The sequence below is a fragment of the Halobacillus ihumii genome (assembly GCF_902726645.1).
GTDB classification, from domain to species: Bacteria; Bacillota; Bacilli; order Bacillales; family Halobacillaceae; genus Halobacillus_A; species Halobacillus_A ihumii.
On record NZ_CACVAO010000001.1, the window covers coordinates 3,686,035 to 3,707,104 of the forward strand.

The following is a 21,070-nucleotide window of genomic DNA, read 5'->3' on the forward strand; positions in this document are numbered from 1 at the left end:
GACACTTAATACTAGAACCCCTTATAAAGGTCCCTGGGATTCATAGTGAATTCCAGAGGGCTCATGGAGGGACTCCTTAATTTTTCGTAGGGTGGGAAAGTTTCAAGTAACAGTCGTGTTTATGTATTGAACCATATTTTATTGTACATACGACGTTAAGCCATTTATCAAAATTCAAATGTATCTGAGAGTCAGCATCAACACCTCTTTATGTGGAATAAGAACCATTTCCCATGCAAATGCTAACCCCATGAAATTCATGGGGAGGATGGTTATGAGGGAAAACCAGCTTTATGAAGAAATTTATAAACAAAAAGAACAGCTTAGTCATTTGATATCTAATTACTGGAACTCGTACTCAGGTATAGATACCTGGTTTTTTTGGTTTAATATTGCAAGTGTCCTGGTTCCGCTTATCATCTTATACTTTAAAATAGACAAATCTAGATTATTTGAAATCTGCTTTTTGGCTATTCAGTTCACGTGTTATGGTCGAATGTAGATAGCATTCTGTCCAAAAACAATTACCTTGTTCATCCACATACATTATCCTACTTGTTCCCGGTCGGAATTACCGTGACGGCTGTCATTTTCCCGGTTACATTCATGCTGATTTATCAGTATTGCAGGAAAAAAGAGAAAAACTTATACTTGTACGCGACCATTGGGTCTATCGTTTTCGCCTTTGGATTTGGTGGTTTTTCTGATGTGGTGGATTTGTTAAGAATGGCTAAGGGGATGAACTTGATGTATCTTTTCCTCATTGATATAGCTGTTGTTTTCACTGCTCTGTGGATGACAAAACTTTTTCAAAAATTCAAGGACATGCATGGAAGTAAATAACGGAATGGTACATAGAGAAAAATTGCTTAGTAATTAGATCCTAAATACAGAGCAGGATTAAAGCTTAAACTAAAGCCTTTGGTCGAGAGGATGGTTTTCCTTCTATATTTTCCCCATTTCTGAGAAGAATAAAGAGGGAAGGAGGGACGACCATGTCGGATTTTGAGCAAATCTACAAACAGTATAAGGCAGACGGAGAACAACAGGCAGCTCAAGAAAGTCAGAAGCTTTCAAATGAAGGACAAGAAGAAATTGTAGCAGTACGGAAAAATGAGGACGGCGATATCATTGCAGTCCAAACGAACAATGGTCGGGAGCTTGATTATGTTTCCGCTCTAGATGAAGCGAAGCAGGGTCACTTGGCTCATGTCGATGTTTTTCATAAATATGGACGCGACATTTTACGAAGCGAACCGGACGGTATCAAAAGCAATAACCTAGACAACTTACCACCTTTTTAACTGGTTAATAAACTACCGTGTAATGCGGTGGTTTATTTTTTTATGAAAAAGAGACTCTCGATCTCATGCAATTATGCCTTGAAATGTGCAAATATATATTATGTGCAATAATCCAAGTAGTCGGGATTTAATAACTGAATCGTCGAGAGTTCATTTTTTAGGTATTTCAATGATGATTTCGTCTCGCTTAGAGCCATCCTTACTGACTCTCCAGTATTCATAATCAGGCTGCCCGGCAGCAAAATTCTGGTCGACCGTGACGAGTAAGTCTTCGCCTCCTGGAAAGAAAACAGGTGATGTCACGTGTTCATGAAAGTTTGTGACTTGTTTAACATTGTCTCCATTGATGTCCATGGTGAAAACTTCATATAGATACGTGCCATTCTCTGAACTGGTTGCTACATCAGAGAAGGCTATAGTGTTTCCATCAGGCGACAGGGCAGGAGATCCGATGATAGGGCCATTGGCAGCACCTGATTCATACTCGGGTTCTGGCATGACCGTTTTCACCTTTTTCGTTTCTAAGTTTAACCGTTGAACTAAGTCCTTTCCATTATAAAGTGAATACATCACATATTTTCCATCATTCGAGACTTGCAATGATGAAAGACTATAGAGATTGAATGTGGTGATCCGTTTGGATTTGTACGTATCTAGATTCATTTTATAAATATCATAATCCTCAGGAACGAGTCGATCACTGTTATGACTCTTCTGGTAGCCTTCAGCTTTAATAAAGTAGATAAGATTCCCATCAGGAGCGAACACAGCTTCCTTTATGTAATGGTCTATATCTTTTAGAGGCAGGCTTTGTTGTTTTTTGAAGTCATACATCATGAGTTGACTATAAGGTTTCCCTTCTACTTCATATTCTTTGATGTACAAAAGTTTCGTTCCGTCAGGCGAATAGGCTGGCCGAACGAATGAGTCCAAAGTCTGCGGTTGCAGGAGAAGCTGCGCCTTCCCTCCGGAAGAAGGAACTGTATAAAGCGCGGCCTCCCCATCTTTATAATAAGAGAAAATGATTTCTTCTCCATTGGCAGAAAGAACAGGGGAACGTCCAAGCCCCGTACGTTTTTTTGGCCCTTCAGCAAAAGTCCCCATCCAATAAAGCAGAGCGAAGGCGGCAAGGACGATCAATAGAAAGATCGCATTCTTTTTTTTCAAGGACATGTAATCACCTTTTTTCTATAAGATCTTTGGTTGATATGTAGATAACCAGACCCACAAGGATAACGATTACTCCATAAATACCCAGGTGCTGAAAGTGAATCAGCCCTAAAATCAAGGAGACGGTTCCAAATACTATCATGACCATTGATGAAAAGAGCAACTTTTCCATTTGTTTCAGAAATAAAAGAGCTCCGTGTATCAGTAAAAATAGGATAAAAATAGACCAGCTTATTATTTGAATATCCATGACAATTCATCTCCTTACATCGCTGTGACGATGGCAAAAGGGGATACGGATACAAAGATTAAAAATCCAAAACCCACAGCGATTGCAGTTAGGGGGCGGTGTTGGATGAGTTTCATCTGGAACTTAAAGAAAATCAACCAGGCTACGATGCTGGATATAGGGATCAATAGCATCCAAGAGAAGCCACCGAATATTAGAAATAGGTAGGCTATGGATAACCCGGCTGCACAGATCATAATCCCGAAAATGATATTCACGACATAGCTGATCTTCAAGATACTCCGGCTTTTTTTCGTGGTGGTTGTGTTATCTGAGGAGTAATAAGAATTTCGAATGACGAACAATATGCATAGGATGACAACAATTACAAGATAAAACCAGAAAAAAATAGCTTGCTTTCCAGGGATCTGTTCGACAATCATGACATTGAAGCCATTCCACATAGCCGTGATGAGAACTATAACGTTCAAAGACCAGTAGTGGCGTCCCATAAACGCAATATTAATTGCAGATAAAGTGACAGCGCTTCCAATAATCATTTGAATTAACAGCCAGATCGGTTCGACTTCCCCGACTACGAATGTCATGCTTATATAGAAAAAGACAGCGAACAATAGAGTGGCAATTCCAATGACATAAAGCAAACTGCGCTGGTGGGGATAGAGACTTTCCTGAAGTCCATGACCGATCAGGCTCGAGTCCCCGAAATCCTCCAAGGCTTGCTTTTCCGCCTTCTTTACAGAATTTCCTTGATTCATATAATCGTACTTAGCGGACTCTAAATGGGTCAAAAGCTCTTCTTTAATTTCTTCTCGTTCATCAGGCGGACTTTGCATTTGATCCAGGATACGGTTCACATGCTTCTCCATACGATTCATGACAAATCCTCCGATGTTTTCATAATCAGCTCATTTACGCTTTTCCATTGTCCAAGCTTCTGATCGAGAACGGTACGACCTTCTTCAGTGATTTTGTAATATTTTCTTCGGCCGCTAGAGGTTTCTGCCCAATATGAAGTTAACCATTCCTTTTTCTCGAGCCTCTTCAAGGCAGGGTAAAGAGTGCCCTCACTCATGTTGTAAAGGTTATCGCTCTGTTCTTTTAAGTGTTTGACGATTTCATAGCCGTACATATCGTGATTGGATACTACTCCGAGCATAAGGATGTCAATGCTGCCTTTCATGATTTCTCGATCCATCGTTTCGCCCCTTTACCAATATTTGTCGTTAACATTGTATAACGATGTGCATCGTATTGCAAGGGTGTTTGATATTTTTACTATGAACTTTTGTTATGAACATAAGGACATAATAAACACGTGGATTATATGTAAAGTTTCCTTGACGTAAAGTTACCTTTACAATGTAATGGATTTGGATTTGGATTTGGATTTGGATTTGGATTGGGGTTGGTTAATTGAAGAATAAACTTGCTGAATTTAGAAAACAATATTCATTATCTCAAGATAAACTGGCAGAGAAGCTGCATGTATCTAGACAGACGATAATTTCCATTGAGAAAAATAAATATTCCCCATCTTTACCTCTTGCTTTTGAAATTTCCAGGATCTTTGGAGTATCTATAGAAGATATTTTTATATACGAAGAAAAAGAAGAAGGGGGTAGATAAATATGGATTACTCAGCAAGAGCCTTTTTTGTATTAGGGACACTTTTTGGACTAATGGGAGCATTTTTTATAACAGTAGGAATACTAGCCAGCGGTGCCCTGCCATTACAAACATACACAGTATTATCATTGGCCGTCTTAGCTTATAGTATGAGTTATCTTTATCCTCAATTTAAACAAAAAGATGAACGTATGAAATTGATTAGACAAAAAGGAATGTTTTATTCCTTCTTTGCCATGATGTTTTACTTTATTGTAATCCTATCAATACTTCAATTTAACACACTAGTGTTGCATAAATAATATCTGAATGTTCAGAACTAATTCAGATCCATAAAAAAATCCTTTATAATGGTTGGCGCAGGGGATTCCTGTCCAAATCCAATATAAAGGACTCTCACATGGACAAGAATACCGTAAAAACGTCATTTGGTAAATACGTAAACGTAATGAATCTAGAAAATTTAGCTGTCCCTATCCAAGAGATGGACCGGTATACGAAAAAATATTCGTTTGAATCCTATCTCCATTTCATGATTTACGCTCATTTAAACGAAATAGACAGCCTTCGGGCGTTAGAAGATGCGCTGATTAATAAGAATCTTCAAGCTCAGCTGGGTTTTGAAACGCTTAGTGTCTCGCAGTTATCACGAAAGCATCGAGCCATCGATTCAGACGTTCTGGCAGCGATTTTCGCTGAACTATCTATGAGAATCAAAGGGAAATCTGGTCCGACTAAATTCGGAAAGCCTCTCTATTTGATAGATTCCTCGACAATCACACTGAATAAGGACCAATTTCCCTGGGCATCTTTTCGAACCACAAAGTCTGGAGTAAAACTTCATTTGAGATTGGTTTTTATGGATGATAACCACCAGTTCCCTGATCAAGCGGTCATCACGCCAGCACTTGAGCACGATAACAATCAACTGGACATCTTAATGGATGAGAAAGATGTCATGTATGTGTTTGACCGCGGCTACATGGACTTTGAACGCTTCGATGAGCTTTGTCGGGAAGGGTATACATTCTTAACCCGGATCAAGAAAAACACTGTCGTGACAGAAGTTGAAGCGTGCCCAGTCGAAGACTCGCCTCGTATTAAATCGGACCGTGTCGTGCGGCTGGGATCTTTTCAAAAGATGATGGATGCCGAGATGAGAGTCATCGAAGTTTGGGATACGAAGCATAATCTTCTTCGGCTTACGACCAATGATATGGAAACACCGGCTGAAACCTTAGCTGAAATGTATCGAAATCGTTGGCAGATTGAACTTTTCTTTCGATGGATCAAGCAACACGTCACAATCAAACGTTTTTTCAGCTTTGATGAGGAAGCCGCTCAAAACCAGATTTATATCGCATTGATTACGTTCTGTTTACTGGTTCTACATAGTCAGGAAACTCAATCGAAGTTAAGCCCATTAAAAGTCGCTAGAAGGTTGAAAGCCCTGATATGGCAGTCTTGTCAGGAATGGAAAGAAGCCCTCCGGAGTGTCCCTTGATACAGACGCGATGGCTGTTGTCTCAAGTTTAACTGTATAAAAATACCAAATGGATAGAATCGCCTGTTTAGGTGGATGTTCTCTTTTTTTACTTTAACAGCTAAATATGAGATTACTGAATTTTTGGACTATATTAATGCAACGCTAGTGAATTTAACATGATATTCTTAACTGCCATCGAATTACTAAATATATTAATCGCTTTAAATATTTCAACAGTTTTCCTTTCCTGGGTGATATTAGCTAGAAAATATTGATTAGGGGGAATTTACATGGAGTGGTTTTTTCCAGCCATGTTTGTGATTAGCTTTCTGGCAATCTATTTAGTCATTAGCCACGTTAATGAAAAACATTATTATAATCAAAACCTTAATAATTGATCGATGGTAAAGAATGATTAATCCATTGTTACACTTATGAAAAATTCCTCTTTTTTTGAAGGTATAGATGAAGTTTTGCCGAATCTATTCAAAGTATTATAACCCATAATAATAGAAGGAGTGCTTCGAAAAATGAGGAAAATAATTTTATTAATGGTTACTTTTCTGTTCATGGTCACCAGTCCTGTTCAAGGTGCCGCAGTTCTATCTGTACAGGAAGCGCTGAATCAGCCGAACGGTGCAGATATAGCAGTGGAGGGGTACATAGTCGGTGTACCAACGGCGATTGATTATGTGCAGCAAAGTAATTTCACGAGTAACTATGCGCTGGCGCTGGCAGATGACCCAAATGAAACCCAAGTTGATGATATGATTTTTGTAAAGCTTGATTCTGAGTATAGAAGCGAGTATGGACTTGAAAATAATCCAGGAAACATGGGAGATTTCATTCAAGTTGAGGGGACCAGGGATCCTTATTTCAGTCATGAAGGAGTAGAGTATGTCAGCTCGATCACAACTGTTTCCGATGACAATGATGGTGATGGCGGGACAAATCCGACTGGGTATTATGAGAATGCTGTCGGCCTTTCGGGCTCCGCATTAAAACAGGCTCTTCATAATATTATCGATGACCATACTGAATTATCCTATGATGAAGTTTGGGGGGCATTGAGACATACAGACGAGGATCCGAACAACCCGAATAATGTAATTCTGTTATATTCAGGAGAATCTATTTCCGAATATGATAACGGCGGGGGTGTAGATGAATGGAATCGTGAGCATGTATGGGCGAAATCTCATGGAGACTTTGGGACCTCAATGGGGCCAGGGACGGATATTCATCACCTTCGTCCGACCGATGTGACGGTTAACTCTGCACGCGGAAACCTTGATTTTGATAATGGCGGGTCTGCCTTTTCGGAAGCTCCAGATACGTATTATGATGCTGATTCCTGGGAACCACGTGACGAAGTCAAAGGAGACGTAGCACGAATGATTTTTTATATGGCAGTCCGCTATGAAGGAGATTCTGGAGAGCTCGACCTAAAAGTCGCTGATTATGTAGGGACAAGCGGCCCGAGCATCGGAAAGCTGTCTACCTTAAAACAGTGGCATGAAAGCGATCCCGTTAGTGCTTTCGAACAAAATCGCAATGACATTATTTTTAGCGATTATCAAGGCAATCGTAATCCATTTATCGATCATCCGGAATACGTCGAACGGATATGGTAGTTGGCAAGCACGTGGAAATGGGAGGTTTCTTTGCAATTAATTGCACCATGGCACTAGGCGAATTATTCTAGGTGAATCTTATTTTAAGTTTTTTCCAATTATCCATAGCAATTTTTTCCCCTTAAACATCTACTGTTATAAATGCACATTAGAGGGGATGGACATTGTGAACAAAAAACTAAAAAAATTTGTAGATGCCTTGCCAATACCGGAAATACTAAAACCGTTGCGCAAATATAAGGATGAGTCATATTATAAGGTCCAAATGACAGAATTCCGTCAAAAACTCCATCGTGATTTGAGGCCAACACGTCTTTGGGGCTACAACGGACAATTTCCTGGTCCTGTTATTGATGTTCAACGCGGAGAACCCACTCATGTAAAATGGGAAAACAAACTACCGGATAAACATTTTCTACCTATTGATAAGTCTTTTCATAATCTTGAGAAGCTTCCGGAAGTCCGCACCGTTACACATTTGCATGGAAGCCAGTCAAAGCCAGAAAGTGACGGATATCCGGAAGCGTGGTTCACAAGAAACTTCAGAGACACGGGTCCGCAATTTAAAAACAAAGTCTATCATTATCCGAATCATCAACGAGGCGCCACACTTTGGTACCACGACCATGCGATGGGAATAACTAGACTGAACGTCTATGCCGGTCTGGCAGGTATGTACATTATTCGGGATGAACGAGAAGAAAGGCTTAATCTTCCTTCAGAAGAATATGAGATTCCACTCATTATGATGGATCGATCATTCCAAGATAACGGTGAATTGTTCTATCCGTCACAGCCGGATGATCCACAAGAAAACTGGCCCAATCCATCCATCAGACCTTTTTTTATCGGAGAAACAAACCTTGTTAACGGAAAAATATGGCCTTATGTAGAAGTTGAACCGCGGAAATACCGGTTCCGTATCTTGAATGCTGCCAACACTCGTACTTATCAGCTTTTTTTGGATTCTGGTCAGTCATTTTATCAAATCGGTTCTGACGGCGGTTTAATGCGGAAAACAGTTAAGCTGGACAATTTAGCGGTTGAACCGGCCGAACGTTTAGATGTAATCATTGATTTTTCCAAGCATGAAGGAGAAACCGTAACATTGAAAAACGATCTTGGGCCAGATGCCGACCCTGATGATGAAACAGGTGATGTCATGCAATTCAAAGTGACTCTCCCTTTAACATCAGTGGATAGGAGCAGGATTCCTCGGTATTTAACACGCATTCCTTCACTCAGCGAAAACAAGGTTCAACGCATCCGGAACCTGAAACTGGTTGGCTCAACCGACAAGCTCGGCCGTCCATTATTATTGCTTGATAACAAAAAATGGATGGACCCTGTGACAGAAACACCTGAACTAGGCTCAACGGAAATCTGGTCAATGATTAATGTTACCAACTTCACTCATCCAATCCATATTCACCTGATTCAATTTCAAATAGTCGACCGACAACCATTTGACCTTAATCGATATAACCAGGATGGAACCATCAACTTTACAGGACCCGCAAAACCACCTCATCCGAATGAAAAGAGCTGGAAAGACACAGTAGCAGCACCAGCAGGACAAATTACAAGGGTCATCGCCAGTTTCGGCCCATTTCCTGGTGACTATGTATGGCATTGTCATATACTAGAGCATGAAGACTATGACATGATGCGGCCTATGAAGGTGATCGAAACAGATAAGTGGGAATAGGGGAAGTGTAGACCAAATTCTGTAGCGTGAAATTGTTCAATAGCAGGAGTTTAGTTTGACTATAGAAATTAACGAAAAGCAATATCATGAACATGTTAAAACTAATCAGTGGGGGCAACTTTGGAATAAAAGGTTCGATACGAAAAAAGTGTTCAATTAAATCCTAGCTTCACATGATGATTTGTGCTCACATGAAATGAGCTGCCTGTGAGCTTTAGTCTCAAAGGTTGCCCCTATTGGTACAGCGTCAAGTTTTCTAAAGAGGTGAATAGAATATGAGCGAATACAAACTAATAGATTCAGTGACGAATGAGGAATATACTCCAAGTATTAAACGCTGGAAACCTGACCACGGGATTTTTAACGTCAAGCCTTACCCGGTTGATTTTCCCATAGAAGATCTAGTTAATCGACAAATGACGATGTGGAGATATAAAGAAGCTTTACCTTTTCAAACGGACGAAATTTATCGGTCAATTTCCCTTGGTGAAGGGATGACGCCATTGGTTAATCTAGATTCTAATCATCCTAACCTTTTTGTTAAGTTAGATTACTTGATGCCTACGGGGTCTTTTAAAGATCGAGGAGCGGCTGTGCTGGTTGCGAAGGCGAAAGAATGGGGAGCGAAAACCGTTATTGCGGATAGTAGCGGCAATGCAGGGACAGCCATTGCTGCTTATTGCGCGAGAGCCAATATAGATTGTCATGTTTATGTGCCTTCTTCGACTTCTCAGAAGAAATTAGCTCAAACTCAAGCACATGGCGCACAGTTGCATTTAATCCCTGGTTCCCGTGATGATACAGCTGTAGCAGCAAAAGAAGCCGTTGAACGAGATGGAGTTTTTTACGCCAGTCATGTATATAATCCCTTTTTCCTTGAAGGAACAAAGACATTTGCCTTTGAAGTATGGGAACAACTTCATTTCACTGCACCAGATACCTTGGTACTGCCGGTTGGGAATGGCACGCTTCTTCTAGGTGCTTATCTTGGGTTTAGAGATTTGAAAAGAAAAGGCTTGATTGAAGAGCTCCCTAAGATCGTCGCCGTTCAAGCGGAGCCATGTGCTCCAATAGAAAAAGCATTCCGAAACAACACTCGAGTAGCAAGTGTGGAGAACCAGGGCACCCAGGCGGAGGGTATTGCAATTGGGTCGCCTGTTAGGGGAGATCAGATAATAGAGGCTGTAAGGAGTACAAATGGAACGATTATTACAGCACCCGAGGACGACATTCATACAGCTGGTGAAGAGTTAGCGGGTAAAGGATTTTATGTTGAGCCCACAACTGCAGCGACGTTTGCAGCTTATAAACGGTATAAAAAGAATCTCGCGCAGACGGAAACGGTCGTCATGTCGCTGTGTGGATCGGGGTTAAAGAAGTAGCTTAATAAGGTTTGGTAGGTCAAGCCTAGGGTGCAAAGCAAATGAATCGATTTCTACAAAGGAGGCGATGAAATGAGGGTTTTAATGGGCTTGATAAGCGTTATTACTTTTTCACCGCCTATTCCTGATGTTACAGAAGAAGATATTTGTGAAAATATAAGGTTTCTCAAGAAAAATGAGTGGTTTCGAAGGGATCTTAAACATCCTGAGTCCAGAAAGATGATTGTTTCTAACAAAGATGTTCGTTTTGCGATCGGAAAGCTTAATACAAAAAGATTAAAAAGAAATCCTTACAAATATAAATACCAGCGAAAGATACAAAAAGTCATGTGCAAAGCATAGTATGGAGGGCAAATGGGTGTAAAAGATATCCGTTTAGAATGATCAGTATTTCAATAAGTGTGCTATCGCTGCTCTTGCAAAATCTCAGTCTGTTTGATCAAGGCCACATAAAGGATGGACCGTTATTTGTGATCATTTGGGTGCTTCCTATAGCAGCTCTCACTTTTGCTATCGTTACATTTTATAAAAATCAGAATATGAAGGATATTTTATTGATCTTGCTTGCGTTTATATCATTAGTTTATAGGACGGTTTTTATTATAATTGCCTGGACTTTCTTAGGAGCACCTTAGGGTTCAGCGAGATTCATTAGTGAAGAGTGATTAACGTATTCCTCTCTGATTAAGAAGCAATAAGTCAATTTTCAAAGTAATGAACTGGAATAACTTATAAGTATTGGACATCTTCTTATAGGGGAGGCGTTTAAATGAGGAAAAATTATTACGTGGGCGCAGGTTTATTATTATCCTGCTTAATCCTTGGTTTGCTTATGGTACTGAACAATTCATCTAATAATGAGGAGAAAATAACCGTCAATGGTGTCCAGTTTGAAAAAAAGTATATGAAAGATTTAAGGGAGAGGTCTGTTGAGTTAATCCATTTTATTGAAGATGAGTTGAAAGAAAGAGAGGTAAATGTAAGCCTGGAAGGTATTGAATATGACGTTAAACATTTCCCGAGGTTATTGATTTATATGGACTCGAACACTCAGAAAGACAGTCAGGATATTGAAAAAATGGTAAGTGATATTGTCCAAGTAGCACGTACGAAATCATTGTTACAAGAGATTGAAGCGTTTGAAGTTATTGTAAGAGATGCTGAGGATTAAGGTAAAGCATGCTATAGCAAACACTCTCGCTTAAGTGCATTTTAGAAGACAAATCTGAAGGTCCTCTGTAGAGGTAGTCTTTATAGTAGCCTTGCTGTAATCGCTAAAGTTAGCAATATTCCAATGGATATGAGTTCTATAGCTATTTTCTGTTTGTTGGAGAGGTTCTCTCCTTTGAAAAACTTCCAATCTGGATAAAAAAAACATAAAACACGGAATATAATGATTCCTAGCGCAAATAAAACCACGATCAATATTTCCACTTTACCATCTCCTTATATATAGCTGATTTCCTCAAAAGAATATATATAAACAAGTAAATTCAGCAAGAGGCGTCTAACTATAGAATGTCTACGCGGAAGGATATGGCACATAGGACAACCTATCTGTTGTTTGATAGACTGAGGCAAAACTATGGATAATATATAATTAAGGAAGGAGGAAGGTGGACCATGGTAAAAAACAGACTTGTTTACATATTGCTATTAAGTGTTGTTATTTTACAGGGCTGCAATAGTTTAAATGAGGAGAATTCAAAAGGTAAAGTGTTTTCAACTTTTGAAGAAGCTGTAGATTATTATGGGGAAAAAGCAGGGGAAAACCTCGTATTAGTGGAAACTATTAAAGGAGACTTTTTGTTGTTAACTGAAGCACATGGAGATTATTTTTCTGTAGGTGAAATCCAGGAAACAGACGAACAGTACGTAGCAAGAAAACTAACAGCTTCTTTTGACATCAGTACAGTTCGCGGTAATACAGAGGCTAAAGCTATTATTGAGCTGAATATGCCTGACTCGAACACTAACTATTTTGTTGCGCTAGGAACAGATCATATTGAAACGTTTTTGCCATTTTCAGATAATCGTACATTTGAGGTGTTTGGAGAGAAGGATATTGAACACGCCTCTAGTGTGGTTCAGTCTTATAAGAAGCTTAAGTAGCATGCAATTAGAAGCGAATTTAGATTACGGGGTGTTGATTTGGAAGCATTTGATTTAATGGCAGAAACAGAAAGATTGATTGTAAGACCATTGAAGGGAGACGACTATTTAAATTGGATCAGCGAGTTTAATAATAGATTCCCATCCCAGCATAGACATGATAAAGGTCAAATTGATATGAGTGAATGTACAGCGGATGGTTTAATCAACTGGTGGAAAAACATCAAAATTTAGCTTTAGAAGATACAGCTCACGTATTTGGGAGCTTTCGAAAAGCAGATGGCAAGCATTTAGGGATGGTAGATTTCTCTACTTTAGAAAGGATGGACTTCCAATGGGCAAGAATCGGGTACACGATTCATAATCAACATTGGGGAAATGGATATGGGAGAGAGGCCGTAAAACGGGCCCTTCACATAGCCTTTAAGGAACTGGGTTTTCACCGTATCAAAGCACACATAAATACGGACAATGCTGCTTCTGTAAAATTAGCTCAAAGTGTCGGGATGGAATTTGAGTGCGTCAGAAAAGGGTTCATTTATGAATTTGGTCAGTGGAATGACAATGCAGTGTATTACATAAATTCAAATGAATAGTGTTCTTTAGTTGGACTTTTTGCTATCTTAGCTGCTCAGCAAAAGAATATTTCAACAAAAATCGTGAGCTGTTTTTACAATCAAATAGCTCACGATTTTGTTCTTATTATAATCATTGCAATGTATAGAAATGAAACGGCTGAGTTAAGATACTCAAAAATTTGTAAGGATGGAATGAAAGTTATGAATCCCTGAATCTAATAGAAAAGTAGTTATAGATTAGCTCATCGTGCCACGGTTGACTTGCTGATGCAGTAGATTCATATTGCCGAGTGCACTCTCAGATACTTTTCTCAGGGCAACAACCGAATCCGCTTTGTGATCAGATAATTGATAGACAATGTCTTGAAAAAGCATTTCCATTTCGCTAAGGATGGATGTGGCTGCCGTATTATAAAGTTGAACATTGTCGTATCCACCCTCATTAAATAAAGCATCATTTACATAGGGTTTAAAATTCGTCAATAAATCGGGGTAGTTCATAATAAGACTGTCCACACCTTTACGGATGCCTTCAATGTTGGAGGCCAATTCATCTAAGGGCTGCAATGTGTTTGCCACGCTGCTTTTTACTTTGTCATCGAAGTCAGTAAAGATACTAATCAGTGCACCTGGCACGTTTCCATAAAGAGCAATATTGGTCGCTCCTTTTATGAGCCCAGAAAGGATCTCTAATGTGCTCTCAATCGTGGCTAAAAGGCGGCTGAACCCAATTAGCGGGGTTATTAAGGCTGCATATGTTAAAGTTGCAAAGTCTTCAAACGATGTATCCAGATGGATATCTTTCAAATGCATTTTCTCAAGCAGATAAGGTGACTCTTCAATGCTGTAAATGTTCGTTGGCTGAACGGTAACCTTACCATTTACGCCTCCTGTGTTGCCTCCTATAGACTGCCCGAGTGCCTGGTCTTGATGTTCAAAGTTCGTGGCGACATCGTGAACCTGAGTTTGGTATTCCTTTAATTGATGCAGAACTTTATCTTTGTTCCCGTCAATGATTTGAAAATGAGCTTGCAATTCATCAACAACGGCGTCAATAAATAGCTCTTTCCCACCTTCAAACAATTGGGGGATTTTCTCATAGAGGATATGGCCGGCGGCACCCGTCAGTTCATTGACTTTTTCTTTTAAGCTGTATAAGTAATTTCTGACTTCTCCAAACAAACTCTCAACACTAACATTTGTAGAGGTGATATGTTCTATGAGTTCGGCTGGGGGAGAGTTTAAGATGCTATTTAGGAATCTGCATTGATCTTCTGCGGCATTCAGCTTACTGATGAGGGTGTCAATGTGGGACTTGAGAATATTTCCTGTTGTCGTAATTCCTATAAACCATGGACCACCAGCCCATTCGAGAAGTTCAGTAAATATTTCCTGAAGATGATTGACACGTAACGTGAATTGATCCCCTTCATGTTTTACAATCTCGGCAGAGTTACCTAAGTAATCTTGCACTAAACTTACTTTATGAATGACGCGATCCTGCAAAGCTGTGGCCAACATATTCAAGTTTTCTGGATTGATATCGATTCGTTCGGTTTGTCCTCCACCATAAAGAGGCAGTCCCGACCAAATACTCGTCACAATATGTTCATCGGCAGCCATATAAATTTTCCCGAACCCTGGCTGGCCTTTGACTCCAATGGTGTAGAATTGCCCTTCATTTCCGTTGTTAATTCCGTTGCCTTTCATATAGCCGGTATGGTTCGTGGCGATGTGAGCAAGCTCGGGCACACCGTTATTAATTTCATATTGTTTGCCCGGAATACGATGGCCCATATCCAGTGAAACTTCTGTTTTGGTTAAAACGTCGTACTTGCTAAAATAGTTAGTTATGTTGTCGTATGTCTTGTTGGGGTCAACCATCCCGGCGGGTAAGAGAGCAGGGTTAAGGTTAACAGCTTTAACGTCCGGGTTTTTGATGGCTACGGCATTCGTGTAAGCTCCTGCCAAGGAGTTTCCACAAATTGAATTAATTCCGTATCTTTCATCCATTTTGTTAAAGTACTCTACTGCATGTTCGAGTTGGACAGGAGGAACGTCACCGAGTAGTTTGACGTCGGTGACGATATCCTGGTTGTCTCCTGTTCCTGTGTAGACGATGGTAAATTCTTTTGTTATTTTGTTTTGCACTGTCATAGCGTCCACACCTGTAGGGTCTTTATAGTTTGTATCAACTACTCTGTATTTAGTTCCATTTACTGTAATTGGTTGTAGTTCAGTATAATTAATATAGGCATTATACCCTGCTAATTCTACTAAATCTTTATCACTCGGTACTTTTGATTGATTTTGAGGAGATCGTGTAATGGAGTCATTCATTTAAATCCCCCTTATCTAATTCTTTTATAATCATGTTTGGAACAGATCGCTCTAAGGTATTGTCTTGTGTCCCGCTTCCAGATTCTTTATGAATCCGGTTATCATTTAAATACACTCCATATGCCGCGGGAGGTAAGTTATTCATGTTTTCCAAGTCAGTAACTAATTGGTTGAAAATATCTTTACTTGGGTCTACATTTGGCTTTTCCATATACAATTGTATAGCTATATTGTAGCCATTGGGATCAAAGTTTTTGAGATCCAGAGCACTCTTCCATTCTTCTTTACTTCTGTCTGGATTTTCAAGGTACATTTTATATAGAGGATCAAACGCCTCCCCAAACATGGTGATATAATAGTAAGGAGTCATGTAACCTACTCCTCCAACGTTTTCATTTTTTTCTTCACGCACGCCTGTTATAGGGTGTTTGGAGGTGAATTTCTCTAAGTATTTGTCAAGATTCTTTACCTTCTTCTCAAAAACCATGGCATAAAGCCCGCTTTTAATGGCACCTTCAACTTGACCTTCCCGAGTCCATATTTGTTCTGTTAATACTTCCTTGGTGTCTAAATCAATAGGTACAATGGCAAACGTGTATAAGTGAGGCTCTCCGATAGATTCGACAAAAACAGATGCGCCATCAACTGCTCCAACAATATTATGAACCTTGACTTCTGTTTTGTATTTTTCCATAAAGAACTCTTTTATAGCTTTATCAATCTCTTCCCGATGTTTTTCCGCAATTTTATCTGTCTTTTCCCCACTATCAAGAGCATAACCCTGACCCGTATAATCCTGAACGCTTGCGTATATATTCTTATTTTGTTCCCCTTCAGTTGAATTGTTGTCGCCATTTTGGTTATTTCCTGATTCACTCACACCACAACCTCCGATCAATAACGATATTCCGATAGTTAATGTCAATACTTTTTTCTTGTGTTTCATTTCGTTAAGCCTCCCTGGGTAAGGTGGTACTTACAGAGTTATATGTAAACATTCTTATTGTAACAGAGGAAAATTCCATGAATATCCACTTCATTATAATAAAACGGGGAGGCCTTGTGAACATAAGATGGGAAATTAGTAATAACTAACCCCTTTAAGTATCGAAACTAGTGCTTTTCACCTTTGTATGGATAGCTTTTTGCACTAACCTAATATGATTAAAGTGTGAACAAATAATCATTGTCATATTATTTTAATGCTTGATTATTGGGTCGACTAATCCTCTTTCTAACGTATTATCTTTATTTCCATTTCCTGAAGACTTAGATATCATATTGTCATTTAAGAAAATCCCATATGAGCCACTTGGGAATTCTGTTGACTTTTCTATATGTTTGCATATTTCTTCAAATATTTTTTCGTCTGGCTGTGCTTGTTTTTCTTCCATAAATAATTGTATGGTAATAAATATCTTTTCTGGCTCTACAATATCTGGTTGATAAACCTCTTGAAGTTCTTCCTTCGTGATTTGAGGTTTATCCATATAAGCATTATATAAATGCTTCAATGAGTCGCCGGCAACGTCTGCATAATAATAAGGAGTCATCAGGCCGACAGCTCCAGTGTTTTCAATAGCTTCCTCGGTTTTACCGACAACAGGTTTATTCTGCACTACCTCTTCAAGATATTTGTCTAACTGATTAAACGCTTCTTCATTAACCATTCGATAAAGACTTGTTTGGATCGCTTGTTCTACTTGGCCTTCCTGGGACCATACCCCCTCTAATACCGGCTTTTCATCCTGCATAGGAACAATGGCATGGCGTAGGTGTGAAAATGAGGTTCACCTTTAGATTCTACAAATACAGTGGCTCCACCTTGCGCACCTACTACGTTATGAACCGTCACTTCAGTTTTGTATTCTTCCATAAAAAACGTCTTCACGGCTTTGTCTATTTTTTCACGGTGGGCTTCAGCTATTTTGTCTGTTTGCTCACCACCATTAAGGTCATATCCTTGCCCTGTGTAGTCCTGGACGCTTACGTATCTATTCTTTTGTTGGTTATTACCTGATTCGCTCACACCACAGCCTCCGATTAATAACGATATTACGGTAGTTATTGTCATAACCTTTCTCTTGTGTTTCATTCAATTAGTCCTCCTGCCTATGGATAGGTAGCTACACTTTTTTATGTATGTTCTAGTGAAGAAATTCCATGAATATCCACTTCAGTATAATAAAATGGGAGGCTCATGTGAACACAAGAATTAGTCATGAGTCGCTCCTAAAGGTTTCCTTGAAGGACTTCTAACCTTTGTATCTAATGTTAATTTCGGATATTTGAGAATCCTGGCTGGTTATTTAAGAATGACCAAGCGTTATTTCAGAATCAATCCTGGTTATTTCAGAAACATCTAGCTTTATTGAAGAATCTTTTTGAAAGCACGCTAAGTTCTAGCTTTCCAATGAAAATGTAGTAGGGAAGTCTAATAGATGAAGGGACTTTTGCAAAGATAGCTGCGAGGGTATAGTTTTTTAGATCCACACTATTTTATCCGAGAGGGGGTTACGCTTATGAAAATATATACGATTGGGCATTCAGATTATGGCCAGGAGCATTTTCTGAAGATACTGCACACTGCTGATATCAATTTTGTGGCGGATATCCGAGCTTTTCCGGCAAGCCGCAAGTACCCTCAGTTCAAGAAGGAAAACTTGGAGCGATGGCTTAGGGAAGCGGGCGTCGAATACTGCCATTTTCCGTCGCTCGGCGGCAGGCGGAAGCAGTCGGGTCAGATAGGAGAGGGGCTCAATGCTGGGTGGGACAATCGCTCGTTTCATAATTATGCGGATTATACGTTGACTGAGGAGTTTAAGAAGGGAGTGGAGGAACTTAAGGCCCAAGCGGAAGATGCCAACCTGGTCTACATGTGTTCAGAGCGTCATCCGGCGAGGTGTCATCGTTTGATCGTCAGTAACTCGTTGCAGGCGAACGGTTGGGATGTTTTCCACATCGTTGATGATTCAAAAGGGAGTCCTGATCTCATCAGGCATGAATTGGGTAAATGGGGAGCCATGCCGATTATCGAAGAGGATGGCACGGTCGTGTATCCGGAACTGTATGAGGAGTGAGACGTTGTTTAATCACTACTTGATCAGAAAAAAATCCCTGGTATTTGAAGCAGGTTATTTAGAAGTCATACGTTATTTCAGAATGACCGGGCGTTAATTAAGAATCACCCCCAGTTACTTTAGAATCAGCTACCTTTATTTAAGAATCTCCTAAGGAAACATCTCCATTTCAGGGGGATTGACTTCCTTGCCCAAAGCGTAATATGATACATCTATAACAACTCAGCAAAGAGGGTGAACTGTAGGCTCATGAAGAACTAATCCTATTTTTCTCAGAACAAATGAATGATTCGTGACAAAAAAACTTCCATGGGAAGGCTTCTTTTGCATGACATTCATCATCGTTCAGAAATAGGATTGGTATTGATATGTATCCTACACCCCTATGTGTGTATAGGTGTGCCTCCTATTCTGAACGTCTGTCCGTGAATAGGAGGCTATTTTTTGTTCGAAAAAGTATAGTCTCCATCTTAATTAGAAATGGAGATGAGTGAAATGGTATTGATTCATTTACAGGGTATTCGTGTTGAGGTGAAGGATCGCACGTTATTTCACATCAAAGATTTAAGTATTCATCAGGGTGATCGGATTGGTCTGGTGGGACGCAATGGTTCGGGAAAAACATCACTGCTAAGGGTAATGGCTAAGGAAAAAGCACCGGCTGCTGGCACGGTTACACAAAATGCCTCTGTATCCCTGCTTCCTCAGTTGAAACCGCAAGTAAGTCAGAAAAGCGGTGGTGAAATATCGCAGGCTGTTATACATGAGACTTTTTCACAGGAAGCTGACGTATTATTGGCTGATGAGCCGACAACTCATCTTGATATGGAAAACGTGGAAAAATTGGAGCAGCAATTAAAGCGGCGTCAGGAAGCGATGGTGATCGTCTCCCATGATCGAGCTTTTCTGGATGCTCTTTGCAATCAAATATGGGAATTAGAAGACGAGCAAATCCGCATATATTCAGGCAATTATACGGAATATGAACAACAAAAAGAAGCGGCACGTAAACATCATGAAAAAGAATACGAGAAATACATCCATAAGAAAAAGCAGCTGGAAGAGGCCATGGAGCAAAAAGATCAAAAAGCACAGCGAGCGGTGAAAAAACCGAAGAATCTTTCCGGTTCTGAGGCTAAAGCAGCGAAATTGGCTAAACCCTATTTTGCTAAAAAACAGAAGAAGTTAAATCAGGGAGTGAAATCCATCCAAACACGTCTTGAACAGCTGGATAAGGTAGAGAAAATCAAAGAGCTTCCACCGATAAAAATGGCCGTAACTCATGAAGAGTCGTTGAATAAACGTGTCATAATCCGCGGGGAGAAGGTAAGCGGCGCCGCAGGAGATCGGTTGTTATGGAAAGCGTTTGATTTCTCAGTTGCTGGAGGCGACAAAGTTGCTCTCATCGGACCAAATGGGAGCGGTAAGACGACCTTCCTTCGTATGATCCTTGAAGATAAGCAAGGCATTCACATTTCTCCATCTGTTTCGTTTGGCTATTTCAGTCAAATGCTTGAAGTGCTGGAAGTCAATGATTCGATTTTAGACAATGTTAGCAGTACGTCTTCCCAGGATCCCACTTTAATCCGAACCGTCCTGGCCCGGCTTGGGTTTTTTCGGAACGATGTGTTTAAACCGGTTCATGTCCTTAGCGGAGGAGAGCGAGTGAAGGTGGCTTTTGCCAAGTTATTTGTCAGTGATGCCAACGTACTGATTTTAGATGAACCGACGAACTACTTGGACATCGAAGCCGTAGAAGAGCTGGGATCACTGCTTCATGATTATTCAGGCACCGTCATGCTCGTATCCCATGACAGACGTTTGCTAGAACATGTAGCAACAAAGATTTTCGCTATTCATAACCAGCAGATTCACTCCTTTGAAGGATCATATCGCGACTACACACAAGCAGAACCGCAGAAAGATCATGATCCATTGGAGGATCAACTGCTTATGGTCGATACAAAGGTTTCTGACGTGTTAAGTCGATTAAGTTTAGAGCCGTCGGATAAGTTAGAGGAAGAATTTCAACAGTTGTTACAGGAGAAAAATAAGCTCAAGCAGCAATTAGAAAAAAGGCAGTAGTAAACCTGCCAATCCTTATCATCTAAGGATCACAAAGATGTGTACAAGCCCAATTTTCGTGGTATAATGGACATAGAAGGCATAAGATTGAATAAACTAATAAGGCCGTCGGTGTTGTCGCACCGGACGGCCCACAATAGACCGAACCCCATCAAGAGGGCAAGGCTCTAATGAGTAATAACCCCCGTGGCCAGGCTAAAGCACAAGGGGGTTATTTTTTATTGCGAAAACTGAGAATCAAGATCATCAGTGTTGTAAAGTTCACTGAAAACATCAATGTCTCAAACACGCTCATGGCTTCACCTCCCTTCA

The 21,070-nt window shown here is 40.0% G+C and carries 23 protein-coding genes; 15 read left to right on the plus strand and 8 right to left on the minus strand.

What is annotated here, in order from left to right; translation table 11 throughout:
* Positions 1-483 precede the first annotated feature (483 nt).
* Positions 484-843: a hypothetical protein gene (locus G6R08_RS18400; RefSeq protein ID WP_163530054.1), complete on the plus strand. Its 360-nt coding sequence runs from the start codon at positions 484-486 to the stop codon at positions 841-843.
* Between the two features lie 152 nt (positions 844-995).
* Complete coding sequence (locus G6R08_RS18405) at positions 996-1,304, plus strand: DUF3892 domain-containing protein (protein ID WP_163530056.1); 309 nt, start codon at positions 996-998, stop codon at positions 1,302-1,304.
* A gap of 150 nt (positions 1,305-1,454) precedes the next feature.
* Here G6R08_RS18405 and G6R08_RS18410 read toward each other — a convergent pair whose 3' ends face one another.
* The 4 genes from G6R08_RS18410 to G6R08_RS18425 are packed head-to-tail and all read right to left on the minus strand — an operon-like array spanning position 1,455 to position 3,922.
* On the minus strand, positions 1,455-2,471 hold the full coding sequence (locus tag G6R08_RS18410; protein WP_163530057.1) for a TolB-like translocation protein: 1,017 nt from the start codon (positions 2,469-2,471) through the stop codon (positions 1,455-1,457).
* A 10-nt stretch (positions 2,472-2,481) separates the two neighbouring features.
* A complete protein-coding gene (locus G6R08_RS18415) occupies positions 2,482-2,724 on the minus strand; it encodes a hypothetical protein (protein WP_079529580.1) in 243 nt (80 codons plus the stop codon).
* Between the two features lie 14 nt (positions 2,725-2,738).
* Positions 2,739-3,602, minus strand: a complete 864-nt coding sequence (locus G6R08_RS18420) for a permease prefix domain 1-containing protein (protein ID WP_163530059.1) — start codon at positions 3,600-3,602, stop codon at positions 2,739-2,741.
* On the minus strand, positions 3,599-3,922 hold the full coding sequence (locus tag G6R08_RS18425) for a PadR family transcriptional regulator (RefSeq protein WP_163530061.1): 324 nt from the start codon (positions 3,920-3,922) through the stop codon (positions 3,599-3,601). Before G6R08_RS18425 ends, G6R08_RS18420 begins: the two co-directional genes overlap by 4 nt.
* Positions 3,923-4,140: 218 nt before the next feature.
* Between G6R08_RS18425 and G6R08_RS18430 the strand changes: the two genes are divergently transcribed.
* The 11 genes from G6R08_RS18430 to G6R08_RS18475 all read left to right on the plus strand — a co-directional run bounded on the left by G6R08_RS18430 (position 4,141) and on the right by G6R08_RS18475 (position 13,271).
* The gene (locus G6R08_RS18430; RefSeq protein ID WP_163530063.1) at positions 4,141-4,353 is read left to right on the plus strand and encodes a helix-turn-helix transcriptional regulator; all 213 of its coding nucleotides are present in this window, start codon (positions 4,141-4,143) and stop codon (positions 4,351-4,353) included.
* 2 nt (positions 4,354-4,355) lie between these two features.
* Positions 4,356-4,655: a permease gene (locus G6R08_RS18435; protein WP_163530065.1), complete on the plus strand. Its 300-nt coding sequence runs from the start codon at positions 4,356-4,358 to the stop codon at positions 4,653-4,655.
* Between the two features lie 98 nt (positions 4,656-4,753).
* Positions 4,754-5,857 (plus strand): IS4 family transposase, encoded by a 1,104-nt coding sequence (locus tag G6R08_RS18440; RefSeq protein ID WP_163530067.1) that lies wholly within the window; start codon positions 4,754-4,756, stop codon positions 5,855-5,857.
* A gap of 512 nt (positions 5,858-6,369) precedes the next feature.
* On the plus strand, positions 6,370-7,473 hold the full coding sequence (locus tag G6R08_RS18445) for an endonuclease (protein ID WP_163530069.1): 1,104 nt from the start codon (positions 6,370-6,372) through the stop codon (positions 7,471-7,473).
* A 157-nt stretch (positions 7,474-7,630) separates the two neighbouring features.
* Positions 7,631-9,181 (plus strand): multicopper oxidase family protein, encoded by a 1,551-nt coding sequence (locus G6R08_RS18450; protein ID WP_163530071.1) that lies wholly within the window; start codon positions 7,631-7,633, stop codon positions 9,179-9,181.
* A 275-nt stretch (positions 9,182-9,456) separates the two neighbouring features.
* Positions 9,457-10,563 (plus strand): threonine synthase, encoded by a 1,107-nt coding sequence (gene thrC / locus G6R08_RS18455; RefSeq protein ID WP_163530073.1) that lies wholly within the window; start codon positions 9,457-9,459, stop codon positions 10,561-10,563.
* A 72-nt stretch (positions 10,564-10,635) separates the two neighbouring features.
* Positions 10,636-10,905: a hypothetical protein gene (locus G6R08_RS18460; RefSeq protein WP_163530074.1), complete on the plus strand. Its 270-nt coding sequence runs from the start codon at positions 10,636-10,638 to the stop codon at positions 10,903-10,905.
* A gap of 427 nt (positions 10,906-11,332) precedes the next feature.
* A complete protein-coding gene (locus G6R08_RS18465; protein ID WP_163530076.1) occupies positions 11,333-11,734 on the plus strand; it encodes a hypothetical protein in 402 nt (133 codons plus the stop codon).
* A 452-nt stretch (positions 11,735-12,186) separates the two neighbouring features.
* Entirely contained in the window at positions 12,187-12,675 is a 489-nt protein-coding gene (locus tag G6R08_RS18470) for a hypothetical protein (RefSeq protein ID WP_163530078.1), read from the plus strand.
* A gap of 39 nt (positions 12,676-12,714) precedes the next feature.
* The gene (locus G6R08_RS22395; RefSeq protein WP_338035446.1) at positions 12,715-12,909 is read left to right on the plus strand and encodes a hypothetical protein; all 195 of its coding nucleotides are present in this window, start codon (positions 12,715-12,717) and stop codon (positions 12,907-12,909) included.
* Positions 12,888-13,271, plus strand: coding sequence for a GNAT family N-acetyltransferase (locus tag G6R08_RS18475; protein WP_338035447.1), 384 nt, complete (start codon positions 12,888-12,890; stop codon positions 13,269-13,271). The genes G6R08_RS22395 and G6R08_RS18475 overlap by 22 nt, the downstream gene beginning before the upstream one ends.
* A 219-nt stretch (positions 13,272-13,490) precedes the next feature.
* Here the strand turns inward: G6R08_RS18475 and G6R08_RS18480 are convergent, their stop codons facing one another.
* The 4 genes from G6R08_RS18480 to G6R08_RS22310 form a co-directional block, all read right to left on the minus strand.
* Positions 13,491-15,593: an SA1320 family protein gene (locus G6R08_RS18480; protein WP_163530080.1), complete on the minus strand. Its 2,103-nt coding sequence runs from the start codon at positions 15,591-15,593 to the stop codon at positions 13,491-13,493.
* Complete coding sequence (locus tag G6R08_RS18485; protein ID WP_163530082.1) at positions 15,586-16,539, minus strand: DUF1672 family protein; 954 nt, start codon at positions 16,537-16,539, stop codon at positions 15,586-15,588. The genes G6R08_RS18480 and G6R08_RS18485 overlap by 8 nt, the downstream gene beginning before the upstream one ends.
* 253 nt (positions 16,540-16,792) lie before the next feature.
* Positions 16,793-17,347, minus strand: coding sequence for a DUF1672 family protein (locus G6R08_RS22305; RefSeq protein WP_163530084.1), 555 nt, complete (start codon positions 17,345-17,347; stop codon positions 16,793-16,795).
* Entirely contained in the window at positions 17,323-17,688 is a 366-nt protein-coding gene (locus tag G6R08_RS22310; protein WP_163530086.1) for a DUF1672 family protein, read from the minus strand. The genes G6R08_RS22305 and G6R08_RS22310 overlap by 25 nt, the downstream gene beginning before the upstream one ends.
* Positions 17,689-18,115: 427 nt before the next feature.
* On the opposite strand from G6R08_RS22310, the gene G6R08_RS18500 reads away from it, so the two are divergent.
* Both G6R08_RS18500 and G6R08_RS18505 read left to right on the plus strand, forming a co-directional pair.
* On the plus strand, positions 18,116-18,673 hold the full coding sequence (locus tag G6R08_RS18500; RefSeq protein WP_163530088.1) for a DUF488 domain-containing protein: 558 nt from the start codon (positions 18,116-18,118) through the stop codon (positions 18,671-18,673).
* A gap of 495 nt (positions 18,674-19,168) precedes the next feature.
* Positions 19,169-20,758 (plus strand): Vga family ABC-F type ribosomal protection protein, encoded by a 1,590-nt coding sequence (locus G6R08_RS18505; protein ID WP_163530091.1) that lies wholly within the window; start codon positions 19,169-19,171, stop codon positions 20,756-20,758.
* The last annotated feature ends 312 nt before the right edge of the window (positions 20,759-21,070 follow it).